The organism is Streptococcus infantis (assembly GCF_018499575.1).
GTDB classification, from domain to species: domain Bacteria; phylum Bacillota; class Bacilli; order Lactobacillales; family Streptococcaceae; genus Streptococcus; species Streptococcus infantis_K.
On record NZ_JAHDAP010000001.1, the window covers coordinates 357,648 to 372,382 of the forward strand.

The following is a 14,735-nucleotide window of genomic DNA, read 5'->3' on the forward strand; positions in this document are numbered from 1 at the left end:
ACATGACAAAAACTTTAAAACGTCCTGAGGTTCTTTCACCTGCAGGAACTCTAGAAAAATTGAAAGTAGCTGTTCAATATGGAGCAGATGCGGTCTTTATCGGTGGTCAGGCCTATGGTCTTCGTAGCCGTGCGGGAAACTTCACCTTCGAACAGATGGAAGAAGGAGTACAGTTTGCGGCTAAATATGGTGCTAAGGTATATGTGGCTGCCAATATGGTCATGCACGAAGGAAATGAAGAAGGAGCTGGAGAATGGTTCCGTAAACTACGTGACATCGGTATTGCAGCGGTTATCGTATCAGATCCAGCCTTGATTATGATTGCAGCAACGGAAGCACCAGGACTTGAAATCCACCTGTCAACACAAGCTAGTGCAACCAACTACGAAACTTTAGAATTCTGGAAAGAACTTGGCTTGACTCGTGTCGTTTTGGCGCGTGAGGTTTCCATGGAAGAATTGGCTGAAATTCGTAAACGTACAGACGTGGAGATTGAAGCTTTTGTCCACGGAGCTATGTGTATCTCATATTCTGGCCGTTGTACGCTCTCTAACCACATGAGTATGCGTGATGCCAACCGTGGTGGATGTTCACAGTCTTGTCGCTGGAAATATGATCTTTACGATATGCCATTTGGTAAAGAGCGTAAGAGCCTCAAGGGAGAAATTCCTGAAGAATTCTCCATGTCTGCGGTTGATATGTCTATGATCGACCATATTCCAGATATGATTGAAAATGGAGTGGACAGTTTGAAGATTGAAGGTCGTATGAAGTCTATTCATTACGTTTCAACAGTAACAAACTGCTACAAGGCTGCAGTCGATGCTTACCTTGAGAGCCCTGAAAAGTTTGAAGCAATCAAGCAAGACTTGATTGATGAAATGTGGAAGGTTGCCCAACGTGAATTGGCTACAGGTTTCTATTATGGAACACCAACTGAAAATGAACAATTGTTTGGTGCTCGTCGTAAGATTCCAGAATACAAGTTTGTTGCTGAAGTAGTAGCTTATGATGATGCGACACAAACAGCAACTATTCGCCAACGTAACGTTATCAACGAAGGTGACCAAGTTGAGTTTTACGGTCCAGGTTTCCGTCATTTTGAAACCTACATCGAAGATCTTCATGACTCAAAAGGAAATAAAATCGACCGTGCACCAAACCCAATGGAACTCTTGACCATCAAGGTTCCTCAACCAGTACAAGCAGGTGATATGGTCCGTGCTTTGAAAGAAGGTCTGATTAACCTCTATAAAGAAGATGGAACAAGCGTTACTGTTCGTGCCTAGATAAGGAAAAAACATGGTTCAAGCTCAGGGATTACTGGTAGATGATGAAAGCAGATGTGTTCATTACCATACTGATAAAGACATCGTAGCACTTCAATGCTATGAGTGTCAGAAATACTATGCTTGTTATCAGTGTCACAATGCTTTAGAAGCACATACATTTTGTCCTTATCCTTTAAATCTGAAAGAGGATAGCCCCATCTTATGTGGATCCTGCGGGAATACACTAACGTATGTCGAGTATACCGAGAAAGGAACTTGTCCATTTTGTAAAGCTGCATTTAATCCAGCTTGTCAAAATCATCACTCAATTTATTTCAGATAAAAAATGAAACATCCGAGTTGTAAAACTCGGATGTTTGTTTTCAGAAAACATAGAAAGATAGTAAAAGGTTCGTGAAAGGTTCGTGAAAAGGGAATAAAATTTTCTATATAATTGTCTTGAAAATCGTAAAATTGGAAATAAATGATTCAAAACGCTTCCATTCCTAGTAAAAAGTTGACAAAAGCAAATTTTAGGACTAAACTAGGGAGGTAAATTTAATTTAAAAAAGGAGAATTCGTCATGAATTTAACATTTTTCGGACTTTGTCTTGCCTGTATGGGTGTATCTCTTGCAGAAGGATTTTTGATGAACGGTTTGTTCAAATCTGCAGCACGCCAACCAGATATCATCCCACAATTGCGTAGTTTGATGATCATGGGGATTGCCTTTATCGAAGGAACATTCTTTGTAACCTTGGCGATGTCATTTGTCATTAAATAGACAACTCTATTTAGAAATGGAGGTGTCAAACCATGGAAGAAAGTTTGAATCCAACCGTTAATATTGGACCAATATCCTTTGATTTGACCCTGCTTGCCATGTCTCTTGTAACTGTTTTGATGGTTTTTGCCTTTGTCTACTGGGCAAGTCGTGAAATGACCATCCGTCCAAAGGGCAAACAAAATGCTCTTGAGATGATTTATGACTTTGTGATTGGTTTTACCAAACCAAACATTGGAGAATCATACATTAAGGATTATTCCTTGTTTCTGTTTTCTCTATTTCTGTTTATCTTGGTTGCCAACAATATTGGCTTAATGGCAAAAGTACAAACAACAAACGGTTATAACTTGTGGACTTCCCCAACAGCTAACCTTGGATACGATTTATCCCTCTCATTATTGATCACTTTGATCGCCCATGTAGAAGGAGTTCGTCGTAGAGGTGTTAAAGAATATTTGAGAGCATTTGTTACACCTGGCTTTATGACTCCGATGAACATTTTAGAAGAGTTCACCAATTTTGCTTCCTTGGCGATTCGGATCTACGGAAATATTTTTGCCGGTGAGGTCTTAGCTGGATTGCTATTGACCTTGTCACAAAATGCTTTGTATTGGTATCCTTTTGCCTTTATCGCAAACATGTTATGGACAGCTTTTTCAATTTTCATTTCATGTATTCAGGCTTATGTATTTACCATGTTGTCATCAATGTACATTGGTAAAAAAATAAATGAAGGGGAAGAGTAAGTAGAGGAGGATTAGAAGATGGATTTAACTATTAGTACCATTATCGGTGACTTTATTCTTATCGCTGGTTCCTTCCTTTTATTGATCTTTTTAGTGAAGAAATATGCTTGGGGAAATATTTCCAGCATCTTAGATGAACGTGCTGAAAAGATTTCTTCAGATATTGATGGTGCCGAGGAAGCCCGTAAAAAGGCTGAGGAACTAGCTAGCAAACGTGAAGCTGAGTTAGCAGGTAGCCGTACCGAAGCTAAAACGATTATCGAGAATGCAAAGGGAACTGCTGAGAAAAGTAGAGCCGATATTTTAGCCGAAGCTAAACTTGAAGCAGGGCGCTTAAAAGAAAAAGCCAACCAAGAAATTGCTCAAAATAAAGCTGAAGCTTTACAAAGTGTTAAGGGAGATGTAGCTGACTTAACAATCAGTCTAGCTGAGAAAATTCTCTCTAAAAACCTTGACAGTCAGGCCCATAAAGAACTCATTGATCAGTATATCGATCAGCTAGGAGAAGCTTAATGGACAAAAAGACTTTAAAGGTAATTGAAAAATACAGCATGCCTTTTGTCCAATTGGTGATTGAAAAAGGAGAAGAAGACTCTATTTTTTCAGACTTGACTCAAATCAAGCAAGTTGCTGAAGAAACTGGCTTACCTACTTTTTTAGCGCAAGTGGAAGTAGATGAGTTGGATAAAGAAAAAACAGTTCGTTTTTTCCAAGGTTCTGTGTCACCTTTAATGCAAAACTTTATCGAGGTTATACTTTACAATTATCGATCCAATCTTTTTTATGATGTGATTGTAGATTGCTTGAATCGTCTTGAAAAAGAAACCAATCGTTTTGAAGTGACTATTTTGTCTGCACATCCTTTGACTGACGAACAGAAAGAACGCCTCCTTCCTCTAATCGAGAAGAAGATGTCTTTAAAGGTTCGCAGTATTAAGGAAAAAATCGACGATAGTTTAATTGGTGGTTTTGTTATTATTGCCAATCACAAGACAATTGATGTGAGTATTAAACAACAACTTAAAGTTGTTAAGGAAAATTTGAAATAGAAAGTGGTGTTCTTTTGGCAATTAACGCACAAGAAATCAGCGCTTTAATTAAGCAACAAATTGAAAATTTCAAACCTAATTTTGATGTGAGTGAAACTGGTGTTGTAACCTACATCGGTGATGGGATTGCGCGTGCTCATGGCCTTGAAAATGCCATGAGTGGTGAGCTGTTGATTTTTGAAAATGGCTCTTATGGTATGGCGCAAAACTTAGAGTCAACGGATGTTGGTATCATCATTCTTGGTGACTTTACAGATATTCGTGAAGGCGACACCATTCGTCGCACGGGTAAAATCATGGAAGTACCAGTAGGTGAAAGTCTCATTGGTCGTGTTGTGGATCCACTCGGTCGTCCAGTTGACGGTCTTGGAGAAATCCACACTGATAAAACTCGTCCAGTAGAAGCACCAGCTCCTGGTGTTATGCAACGTAAGTCTGTCTCAGAACCATTGCAAACAGGTTTGAAAGCTATTGACGCCCTTGTTCCAATCGGTCGTGGTCAACGTGAGTTGATTATCGGTGACCGTCAAACAGGGAAAACAACGATCGCAATTGACACTATCTTGAACCAAAAAGGTCAAGATATGATTTGTATCTATGTTGCGATTGGACAAAAAGAATCAACAGTTCGTACACAAGTGGAAACACTTCGTCAGTACGGAGCCTTGGATTACACAATCGTTGTGACAGCTTCGGCTTCACAGCCTTCACCATTGCTTTTCCTTGCACCTTATGCAGGGGTTGCTATGGCAGAAGAGTTCATGTATCAAGGTAAGCATGTTTTGATCGTTTATGATGACTTATCTAAACAAGCGGTAGCTTATCGTGAACTTTCTCTCTTGCTCCGTCGTCCACCAGGACGTGAAGCCTTCCCAGGAGACGTCTTCTACCTTCACAGCCGTCTACTTGAGCGTTCTGCTAAAGTTTCGGATGAACTTGGGGGTGGATCTATCACAGCTCTTCCATTTATCGAGACCCAAGCTGGAGATATCTCAGCTTATATCGCTACAAACGTAATCTCTATTACGGATGGACAAATCTTCCTAAGTGATAGTCTCTTTAATGCGGGTATCCGTCCAGCTATTGATGCGGGTTCTTCTGTATCTCGTGTAGGTGGTTCAGCTCAGATTAAAGCGATGAAGAAGGTTGCGGGTACTCTTCGTATCGACCTTGCTTCATACCGTGAGTTAGAAGCCTTCACTAAATTTGGTTCAGACTTGGATGCTGCTACTCAGGCTAAATTGAATCGTGGTCGTCGTACTGTAGAAGTATTGAAACAACCAGTTCATAAACCACTACCTGTTGAGAAACAAGTAACCATTCTCTATGCCTTGACTCATGGATTCTTGGATACTATATCAGTTGATGATATTGTCCGCTTTGAAGAAGAATTCCATGCCTTCTTTGATGCTCAACATCCAGAGATTTTGGAAACTATTCGTGAAACAAAGGACTTGCCAGAAGAAGCAGTCTTGGATGCTGCGATTACTGAGTTTCTCAATCAATCAAGTTTCCAATAAGAATAGAGGTGTCAGATGGCAGTATCTCTAAATGATATTAAAACAAAAATCGCCTCAACAAAAAATACGAGTCAAATTACGAATGCTATGCAGATGGTTTCTGCAGCTAAGTTAGGTCGCTCAGAAGAAGCAGCACGCAACTTCCAAATCTATGCTCAAAAGGTCCGTAAACTCCTTACAGATATCCTTCACGGAGATGGCGCTGGCGGATCAACCAATCCAATGTTGATTAGTCGCCCTGTCAAAAAAACAGGCTATATCGTCATTACATCTGACCGTGGTCTTGTTGGAGGCTATAACTCTTCAATCTTGAAGGCTGTCATGGAGCTTCAACAAGAATACCATCCTTCAGGTGATGATTTTGAAGTCATCTGTATCGGTGGTATGGGAGCAGACTTCTTTAAAGCTCGTGGTATTCAGCCAATTTATGAATTGCGTGGTCTAGCCAGTCAACCAAGCTTCGATGAAGTTCGCAAGATTATTTCAAAAACTATTGAAATGTATCAAAATGAACTTTTCGATGAGCTCTATGTTTGCTACAACCACCACGTGAATACATTGACTAGTCAAATGCGTGTTGAACAGATGCTTCCGATTGTGGACTTGGATCCAAATGAAGCAGATGATAACTATAGCTTGACATTTGACCTTGAAACAAGTCGCGAAGAAATCTTGGATCAATTGCTACCACAGTTTGCAGAGAGCATGATTTATGGTGCTATTATTGATGCTAAGACAGCTGAAAATGCTGCTGGTATGACAGCTATGCAAACAGCGACTGATAATGCTAAAAAAATGATTAATGATTTGACAATCCAGTATAACCGTGCCAGACAGGCGGCGATTACACAAGAAATCACAGAAATTGTAGCAGGAGCTAGTGCTTTAGAATAGAGCTATCCTGCTCACATTAATGAACTTAGGACCTAGTTAAACTAGGGACCGACAGTATCTTATATAGAATAGGAGAAGGAGATGAGTTCAGGTAAAATTGCTCAGGTTATTGGACCCGTTGTAGACGTATTGTTTGCAGCAGGGGAAAAACTACCTGAGATTAACAATGCACTTGTCGTCTACAAAAATGACGAAAAGAAAACAAAAATCGTCCTTGAAGTAGCCTTAGAGTTGGGAGATGGTATGATTCGTACCATCGCCATGGAATCAACAGATGGTTTGACTCGTGGAATGGAAGTATTGGACACAGGTCGTCCAATTTCTGTACCAGTAGGGAAAGAAACTCTAGGACGTGTCTTCAACGTTTTGGGAGATACCATTGACTTGGAAGCTCCTTTCGGTGAAGATGCAGAGCGTCAGCCAATTCATAAAAAAGCACCAACTTTTGATGAATTGTCTACCTCTTCAGAAATTTTAGAAACAGGAATCAAGGTTATCGACCTTCTTGCTCCTTACCTTAAAGGTGGTAAAGTCGGACTCTTCGGGGGTGCCGGAGTTGGTAAGACCGTATTGATTCAAGAATTGATTCACAACATTGCCCAAGAACACGGTGGTATTTCTGTATTTACTGGTGTTGGGGAACGTACTCGTGAAGGGAACGACCTCTACTGGGAAATGAAAGAATCAGGCGTTATTGAGAAAACAGCCATGGTATTTGGTCAGATGAATGAACCACCAGGAGCACGTATGCGTGTTGCCCTTACTGGTTTGACAATCGCTGAATACTTCCGTGATGTAGAAGGTCAAGACGTTCTTCTCTTCATTGACAACATTTTCCGTTTCACACAAGCCGGTTCAGAAGTATCTGCCCTTTTGGGTCGTATGCCATCAGCCGTTGGTTACCAACCAACCCTTGCGACAGAAATGGGTCAATTGCAGGAACGTATCACGTCAACTAAGAAGGGTTCTGTAACCTCTATCCAGGCCATCTACGTGCCGGCGGATGACTATACAGACCCAGCGCCAGCAACAGCCTTTGCTCACTTGGACTCAACAACTAACTTGGAACGTAAATTGGTTCAATTGGGTATCTACCCAGCTGTTGACCCACTTGCTTCAAGCTCACGTGCCTTGGCACCTGAAATTGTTGGAGAAGAGCACTATGCAGTAGCTGCTGAAGTGAAACGTGTTCTTCAACGTTACCATGAATTGCAAGATATTATTGCCATCCTTGGTATGGATGAACTTTCTGACGAAGAAAAGACTTTGGTTGCTCGTGCACGTCGTATTCAGTTCTTCTTGTCACAAAACTTCAACGTTGCGGAACAATTTACTGGTCAACCAGGTTCTTATGTTCCAGTAGCTGAAACAGTTCGTGGCTTCAAAGAAATTCTTGACGGTAAACACGATCATCTTCCAGAAGATGCTTTCCGTGGAGTAGGTTCAATCGAAGACGTTATTGCTAAGGCTGAAAAAATGGGATTTTAAGAGGTGATCTATGGCTCATTTAACTGTCCAGATCGTGACACCAGATGGCCTCGTCTATGATCACCATGCCAGCTTTGTATCGGTACGAACTCTGGATGGTGAGATGGGGATCTTGCCACGACATGAAAATATGATTGCGGTTTTAGCGGTTGATGAAGTAAAGGTCAAACGCATCGATGATGATACTCATGTGAACTGGATTGCAGTAAACGGAGGAATCATTGAGATTGCTAATAATGTGATTACCATTATTGCTGACTCTGCTGAACGTGCACGTGATATCGATGTTAGTCGTGCTGAACGTGCTAAACTTCGTGCTGAACGTGAAATCGAAGAAGCACAAGACAAACACTTGATTGACCAAGAACGCCGTGCTAAAATTGCATTGCAACGTGCCATTAACCGTATCAATGTCGGAAATAAATTATAAAAAAAATGAACTTGCTTTGACAAGTTCATTTTTTTTATTTCTTAGTTAGAAAAACGAATGCAGACTGCCTCAGGAACCTGGAATTCATTAGACAGTTCTGCCAGTCTACCAGTTTCAGGATTGCGCCTAAAGACAGTAGCATTATCAGAATCCTGGTGAACAGCGATAAGGAATCCCTGGTCAGGAGTTAAATCAAAATCACGTGGATTTTTCCCATGGGTTGGAACAATCTCTAATAATTCTAAGCTTCCATCTGCTAAAATGCTATAGACAGCAATCGAATTATGACCTCGGTTAGAAGCGTAGAGGAATTTGCCATCTTTGGAAAGACGAATGGCAGCAGTACCATTAAAACCACTATAGTCATCTGGTAAGGTTGAAATGACCTGCATTTGTTCAAATTCTCCGACTCCATCGTAAATCAATACTTCAATCGTACTATTGAGTTCACAGATAAGATAAGCAATCTTAAAGTGGTGGTGGAAAACAAGATGACGAGCACCAGCGCCTGGGTTACAATTATAGGTTGCTAGTTTAGTCAACTTTCCTTCTAGATCGACATCATAGGTAATGACCTCGTCAGTACCTAAGTCACAAGTTACCAAATATTGGTCAGGAGTTAAATCAGTATAGTGTACGTGGGGAGAAGCTTGGTTTTCATGTGGACCATGGCCAGCATGTTGAACTTTGTCAGCCAATTCAAGACTGCCATCTTCTTTACGTTTATAAACTAGGACTTGGCCTTTATGGTAGTTAGCGCCATAGACTAGACTACGTGTCTCATCAACTGCAACATAGCAGTGAGGAGCACCTTCTTCAACGACGTGGTTCAGAAGGATACCATCAGTTTTGTATGCTGCGATTCCACCTTTGTCATCCTGGCTTCCAACAGTATAGAGATGCTGTTGCTGATCAAAGGCTAGGTAGGTCGGACTCGGCTCGCTTGCAAATAGTTCTAGATTTGAGAGCTTGCCAGTCTCAGTATCAAAATCAGCCTTGTAAATCCCTTGGGAAGTACGTCGTGTATAGGTTCCAAAATATACTATTTCTTTCATATTCATACCTCTAGAAAAAATATAATTCAATTATAACATAAAAGGGCCTGTTAGATGAAAAATCTAAGTCAGAAAAAAGAGCTCTCACTAGTCAGGAAGACAAATTTATCCTTTGCTAAAAGACTATAAAAACCCCTTATTTTTCTTAAAACATGGTATAATGTTAGAACAAAGGAAAGGAAGAAAAAATGGAACAAAAAGAGAAACAATTTACCTTATCTTGGTTTTTTAAATGGTTTTTAGACAATAAGGCTGTTACAGTTTTTTTGGTAACTTTGTTGTTAGGTCTCAATATCTTTATTCTCAGTAAAATTAGCTTTTTATTTATCCCAGTTATAGACTTTTTATCAGTAGTGATGTTGCCGGTGATCTTATCAGGTCTACTTTTCTACCTCTTGAATCCACTAGTTGATTTGATGGAGAAGTATAAGATAAACCGTGTCTTAGCCATTAGTATTATCTTTATCATTATTGCCATTCTCTTGATTATTGGACTAGCCATTGCAATTCCAAATCTTCAACGTCAAGTAGTCATTTTTGCACAAAATGTACCAAGTTATCTCGAAGATGCTGACAGAGTTATTGATGACCTTGTAACCAAGCGTTTACCTGATGATTTTAGACCCCAACTAGAACAAGTTCTTGCTAATTTTTCAACACAAGCAACTGCTTGGGCAAGTAATATTTCTTCTAAGGCTGTCAACTGGGTGAGTGCTCTTATCAGTGGAACTTCACAGGTCATTGTCGCTCTCATTATCATGCCATTTATGCTCTTTTATCTCCTTCGAGATGGAAAAGGACTTAGAGACTATATTACTCAATTTTTACCAAATAAATTGAGAGAACCGGTTGGTAAGGTATTAACAGATGTCAACCAGCAACTAGCTAACTATGTAAGAGGACAAATCGCAGTGGCTGTGATCGTCGCTATCATGTTTATCGTCTTTTTCAAGATTATAGGACTTCGGTATGCTGTTACTTTAGGGATTACTGCCGGTATTCTCAATTTAGTTCCTTATCTAGGTAGTTTTCTTGCTATGATTCCAGCCCTGGTTTTGGGTCTGATTGCGGGTCCTGTTATGCTCTTAAAAGTTATTATCGTTTTTATTGTAGAGCAAACTATTGAAGGACGTTTTGTTTCTCCACTGATTTTAGGTAGCCAATTAAATATTCACCCAATTACGATTCTTTTTGTACTATTAACTTCAGGGTCTATGTTTGGCATTTGGGGTGTATTGCTAGGTATTCCAATCTACGCTTCTGCAAAAGTAGTTATTTCAGAAATTTTTGATTGGTATAAAGGAGTTAGTGGACTTTATGAGCCAGTAGAGGAGACTGAAGGTGAACAATAGTCAACAAATGCTTGAAGCTTTGGAGCACCAAGACCTGTCAAAAGCAGAATCTTTTTTCCAAAAAGCTTTAGAAGAAGATTCAGATGAGGTTCTTCTTGAACTTGCTGCTTATTTGGAAGGGATTGGTTTCTTCCCACAAGCAGCACAAATCTACGAGAAATTAGCACCAAAATTTCCTGAAGTCTATATCAATTTAGCTGCTATAGCTGGTGAAGATGGACTTATCGAAGAAGCTTTTGATTATTTAGAGAAGATTGGTCCGGAAAGTGAATGGTATGTATCAGCTCTTGCCTTAAAAGCAGATTTATATCAGATGGAAGGATTGACAGATGTTGCGCGTGAGAAGCTTCTAGAAGCTCGTAGCTACTCTGATGACCCTCTCCTGATATTTGGACTAGCTGAACTAGATAGTGAGCTAGGAAACGATTTAGAAGCCATTAAGGGCTATGCTCAACTAGATAATCGTGCTATCTATGATCAAACAGGAATTTCGACCTATCAGAGAATTGGTCTTGCTTATGCACGTTTAGGTAAGTTTGAATCTGCAATAGAATTTTTAGAAAAAGCCTTAGAATTAGAATATGATGACCAAACAGCCTTTGAGCTTGCAAGTCTCTATTTTGACCAAGAGGACTACCAAAAAGCAACCTTATACTTTAAACAATTGGATACTATTTCCCCAGATTTTGAAGGGTATGAGTACGGCTATAGTCAAGCACTGCATAAAGAGCATCAAACAGAAGAAGCACTTAAAATAGCGCAACAGGGCTTGTCAAAAAATCCTTTTGAAACGCGGCTCTTACTCCTAGCATCTCAGCTATCTTACGAGTTGCATCAACCTGAGCAAGCAGAAGCTTATCTGATTCAAGCACAAGAGAATGCTGATGACCAGGAAGAAATTTTGCTACGCTTAGCAACCATCTACCAAGAACAAGAAAGATACGAAGATATTCTAGCTTTAGCAGTCTATGATCCTGAAAACCTCTTGACTAAATGGATGATTGCTCGAAGTTATCAAGAGACTGAAGAATTAGATGCAGCCTATGATCTCTATAAGGAACTTGCTACTGACCTCAAAGACAATCCAGAGTTTTTGGAGCAATATATTTATTTATTAAGAGAACTCGGCAAGTTAGAAGAAGCAAAAGGATACATCCAAGCTTATCTTCACTTAGTTCCAGATGATATGCAGATGCAGGAATTGTATAACCATTTAATGTAAGATATCCCTAATAATCGCCTTAAAAAAGGCGGTTATTTTTTGTAGACTTATTTAAATAAAATTCAAGTATCAGTATTCAAAATAAATAGATATAGTATGAATTTTTGATAATTTTTTGATATAATTGTTATAGTTATAAGTTGAATAATAAATTAGTAAAAATAGAAAGATTGGAAATATGACAAAAGTAAAAATTGTAACGGATTCTTCAGTTACTATTGAACCAGAAGTGGTTAAAGAATTTGATATTACTGTTGTTCCATTATCTGTCATGATTGACAGTGTCCTTTATTCGGATGCAGATCTTGAAGAAGGAGAATTTCTTCGCTTGATGCTAGCTAGTAAAAATCTTCCTAAGACCAGTCAACCACCAGTTGGACTCTTTGCAGAGATTTTTGATGAATTGGGTAAGGACGGAAGTCAGATTTTGGCTATCCATATGTCCCATGCTTTATCAGGAACTGTTGAAGCAGCTCGCCAAGGAGCAAGTCTATCAACAGCAGATGTTACTGTTTTAGATAGTTCATTTACAGATCAGGCATTGAAATTCCAAGTTGTAGAAGCTGCTAAGCTAGCTCAAGAAGGAAAAGACTTAGAAACCATCCTGGAGCATGTAGAAGATGTCAAAAATCATACTGAACTCTACATCGGTGTTTCAACTTTAGAAAACCTCGTTAAGGGAGGACGTATTGGTCGTGTTACTGGCTTGTTAAGCTCTCTACTGAATATTCGAGTAGTTATGCAGATGAAAGACCATGAGCTTCAACCGATTGTTAAGGGCCGTGGTTCTAAAACCTTTAAGAAATGGTTGGATGAATTAGTAGCTACTCTATCAAATCGTTCAGTAGCAGAGATTGGTATTTCTTATGCAGGTACAAATGAATGGGCAAACGAGATGAAAGCTGTTCTACAACCTTACGTTGAAAAACCAATTTCAGTCTTAGAAACAGGCTCAATTATCCAAACTCACACCGGAGAAAATGCCTGGGCAATCTTAATTCGCTATAATTCCTAAAAAAATGTAGAAAAATTGAAATAAAAGGTGTTTTTGACTTGACCTAAAAGGAATTTTAGGTTATGATTATAAGTGTTAATTAGAAATAATTTTGGAGGATTCATTAACATGGCAAACAAACAAGATTTGATCGCTAAAGTAGCAGAAGCTACAGAATTGACTAAGAAAGATTCAGCAGCAGCAGTTGACGCTGTATTCGCAGCTGTAACTGAATTCCTTTCAGCTGGTGAAAAAGTTCAATTGATCGGTTTTGGTAACTTCGAAGTTCGTAAACGTGCAGCTCGTAAAGGTCGCAACCCACAAACTGGTAAAGAAATCAAAATCAAAGCTTCTAAAGTTCCAGCATTCAAAGCTGGTAAAGCTCTTAAAGAAGCAGTTAAATAATGATTCTATAAAAAGCCTGTCATATCAAGCATTTGAGCTTGCGTGACGGGCTTTTTTTGTGTATAGGGGGCATGAAAGTAGCAGGAGAAGATAAACTAGTATTTCTAGTCGAACTACATTTGAAAGTAACAAAAAAACAACTTCGAATCGAAGTTGTTTTTGTTCAACCTTATGCAAGTGATGCGGTTGATTATTTGAGACCGTATTTTTTGTTGAAACGATCCACGCGTCCATCTGCTTGAGTGAACTTTTGACGTCCAGTGTAGAATGGGTGTGAGTCTGATGAAATTTCCACACGGATCAATGGGTAAGTTTCGCCTTCGAACTCAACTGTTTCGTTAGAGCGTTTTGTTGAACCGCTAAGGAATTTGTAACCAGTAGTTGTGTCCATGAAGACAACTGGGCGATATTCTGGATGGATATCTTTTTTCATTTTGCAATATTTCCTTTCTGCCATGGTCTCTTTGCGAGCCATAGATTGTTACCTTACTAGTCTATCAGATTATCAGAAGTTTGGCAAGACTTTTTATCTATTTTTCAGTAAGTTTTTTAATTTTTGATAGATGAGCTCATTCTCTTCTAAACTATAAGAATTTGCTCCGCTAGCAAGCGGATGTCCACCGCCGTCGTGTTCTTTTGCGACACCATTGATAGGGACAAATTTACTACGAAGACGTACACGATAGTGACCATCTGCTTGTTCCACAAAGATTCCCCAAAGGCTAACAGTATCGATACGACCTGGAGCGCCAACGATTGCTGCTGTTTCAGCATCAGTAACATCGTATTTCTTCAAGATTTCTTGAGAAAGAATGACACGAGCAGCACCATTTTCATCAACCTCTAAGTGATCATAGACATAACCTTGGAGTTTGGCGATTTTAAAGCTCATAGTATCCATTTTTCGTGTCAATTCGGCGTAGTCAAAGTTGTGTTCTCTGAGTTGACTTGCTACTCGAAGTGTTCGGGCAGAAGTAGACGGATAAAGGAAACGGCCTGTGTCGCCAATAATTCCAGCACAGAGCATTTTTGCAGCGTAGTCGGACAATTCTAAGTTAGTTGCTTCAGCAAGGAGAGCAATCATTTCACTCGCACTGCTTGAATTAGTATCTACCCAAACTAGATCACCGTAGACTTCGTCGTTTGGATGGTGGTCAATCTTAATAATGGTATCAGCTTGAGTATATCGTTTGTCATCGATACGGGCTGTGTTTGCAGTATCACAGATAATCGCAAGTGCGCCTTCATAGGATTTATCATCTACCTGATCCATTTCAGCTAGCCAAGTTAAGGTTGGTTCGTTAAAACCCACTGCTTTGATAGTTTTTTCAGGAAAGTGATGTTCAAGCAAGGCTTTTAATCCAACCTGACTACCCAAGGCGTCTGGATCTGGTTTCATATGACGATGAATAATAATGGTATCGTATGCTTTGATTTTTTCTAAAATTTGGTGACAAATTTCCATAATGAACCTCAATTCTTTCTCATTTCATTGTAGCACAAGAGTTTTTATTTTTAAAAT

Annotated in this window: 17 protein-coding genes; 14 read left to right on the forward strand and 3 right to left on the reverse strand. The window is 39.5% G+C overall.

Annotation, left to right across the window (positions count from 1 at the left end; all coding sequences use genetic code 11):
* The first annotated feature begins 2 nt into the window (after positions 1-2).
* The 10 genes from KJR31_RS01740 (at position 3) to KJR31_RS01785 (ending at position 8,185) form a co-directional block, all read left to right on the forward strand.
* Positions 3-1,289: a peptidase U32 family protein gene (locus KJR31_RS01740; protein WP_045615058.1), complete on the forward strand. Its 1,287-nt coding sequence runs from the start codon at positions 3-5 to the stop codon at positions 1,287-1,289.
* A gap of 13 nt (positions 1,290-1,302) precedes the next feature.
* Complete coding sequence (locus KJR31_RS01745; RefSeq protein WP_214261794.1) at positions 1,303-1,614, forward strand: CHY zinc finger protein; 312 nt, start codon at positions 1,303-1,305, stop codon at positions 1,612-1,614.
* Between the two features lie 240 nt (positions 1,615-1,854).
* Positions 1,855-2,055 (forward strand): F0F1 ATP synthase subunit C, encoded by a 201-nt coding sequence (locus KJR31_RS01750; protein ID WP_001054551.1) that lies wholly within the window; start codon positions 1,855-1,857, stop codon positions 2,053-2,055.
* A 32-nt stretch (positions 2,056-2,087) separates the two neighbouring features.
* Positions 2,088-2,804, forward strand: a complete 717-nt coding sequence (atpB, locus tag KJR31_RS01755) for a F0F1 ATP synthase subunit A (RefSeq protein WP_178894902.1) — start codon at positions 2,088-2,090, stop codon at positions 2,802-2,804.
* An 18-nt stretch (positions 2,805-2,822) separates the two neighbouring features.
* Positions 2,823-3,317 carry a F0F1 ATP synthase subunit B gene (gene atpF, locus KJR31_RS01760; RefSeq protein WP_214261795.1) on the forward strand — a complete coding sequence of 165 codons (495 nt, stop codon included), beginning with the start codon at positions 2,823-2,825 and terminating at the stop codon, positions 3,315-3,317.
* Positions 3,317-3,853: a F0F1 ATP synthase subunit delta gene (locus KJR31_RS01765; RefSeq protein WP_214261796.1), complete on the forward strand. Its 537-nt coding sequence runs from the start codon at positions 3,317-3,319 to the stop codon at positions 3,851-3,853. Before atpF ends, KJR31_RS01765 begins: the two co-directional genes overlap by 1 nt.
* A 14-nt stretch (positions 3,854-3,867) precedes the next feature.
* A complete protein-coding gene (gene atpA / locus KJR31_RS01770; protein ID WP_214261797.1) occupies positions 3,868-5,373 on the forward strand; it encodes a F0F1 ATP synthase subunit alpha in 1,506 nt (501 codons plus the stop codon).
* A gap of 15 nt (positions 5,374-5,388) precedes the next feature.
* Positions 5,389-6,267 (forward strand): F0F1 ATP synthase subunit gamma, encoded by an 879-nt coding sequence (locus KJR31_RS01775; protein WP_214261798.1) that lies wholly within the window; start codon positions 5,389-5,391, stop codon positions 6,265-6,267.
* 81 nt (positions 6,268-6,348) lie between these two features.
* Entirely contained in the window at positions 6,349-7,755 is a 1,407-nt protein-coding gene (gene atpD, locus KJR31_RS01780; protein ID WP_000094353.1) for a F0F1 ATP synthase subunit beta, read from the forward strand.
* Positions 7,756-7,765: 10 nt separating this feature from the next.
* Positions 7,766-8,185: a F0F1 ATP synthase subunit epsilon gene (locus KJR31_RS01785; RefSeq protein WP_006148659.1), complete on the forward strand. Its 420-nt coding sequence runs from the start codon at positions 7,766-7,768 to the stop codon at positions 8,183-8,185.
* 41 nt (positions 8,186-8,226) lie between these two features.
* Here the strand turns inward: KJR31_RS01785 and KJR31_RS01790 are convergent, their stop codons facing one another.
* Positions 8,227-9,240: a lactonase family protein gene (locus KJR31_RS01790; protein ID WP_214261799.1), complete on the reverse strand. Its 1,014-nt coding sequence runs from the start codon at positions 9,238-9,240 to the stop codon at positions 8,227-8,229.
* 188 nt (positions 9,241-9,428) lie between these two features.
* Here KJR31_RS01790 and KJR31_RS01795 point away from each other — a divergent pair, with 188 nt between their 5' ends.
* The 4 genes from KJR31_RS01795 (at position 9,429) to KJR31_RS01810 (ending at position 13,213) form a co-directional block, all read left to right on the forward strand.
* Positions 9,429-10,592: an AI-2E family transporter gene (locus KJR31_RS01795; protein ID WP_214261800.1), complete on the forward strand. Its 1,164-nt coding sequence runs from the start codon at positions 9,429-9,431 to the stop codon at positions 10,590-10,592.
* Positions 10,582-11,814, forward strand: a complete 1,233-nt coding sequence (locus KJR31_RS01800) for a tetratricopeptide repeat protein (protein ID WP_214261801.1) — start codon at positions 10,582-10,584, stop codon at positions 11,812-11,814. The genes KJR31_RS01795 and KJR31_RS01800 overlap by 11 nt, the downstream gene beginning before the upstream one ends.
* A 178-nt stretch (positions 11,815-11,992) precedes the next feature.
* A complete protein-coding gene (locus KJR31_RS01805; protein ID WP_214261802.1) occupies positions 11,993-12,829 on the forward strand; it encodes a DegV family protein in 837 nt (278 codons plus the stop codon).
* Between the two features lie 108 nt (positions 12,830-12,937).
* Positions 12,938-13,213: an HU family DNA-binding protein gene (locus KJR31_RS01810; protein WP_004253345.1), complete on the forward strand. Its 276-nt coding sequence runs from the start codon at positions 12,938-12,940 to the stop codon at positions 13,211-13,213.
* 190 nt (positions 13,214-13,403) lie between these two features.
* Here KJR31_RS01810 and KJR31_RS01815 read toward each other — a convergent pair whose 3' ends face one another.
* Together KJR31_RS01815 and KJR31_RS01820 are read right to left on the reverse strand one after the other, a co-directional pair.
* Positions 13,404-13,646, reverse strand: a complete 243-nt coding sequence (locus KJR31_RS01815) for a type B 50S ribosomal protein L31 (RefSeq protein ID WP_000710762.1) — start codon at positions 13,644-13,646, stop codon at positions 13,404-13,406.
* 93 nt (positions 13,647-13,739) lie between these two features.
* Positions 13,740-14,678, reverse strand: coding sequence for a DHH family phosphoesterase (locus KJR31_RS01820; RefSeq protein WP_214261803.1), 939 nt, complete (start codon positions 14,676-14,678; stop codon positions 13,740-13,742).
* Between the last annotated feature and the right edge of the window lie 57 nt (positions 14,679-14,735).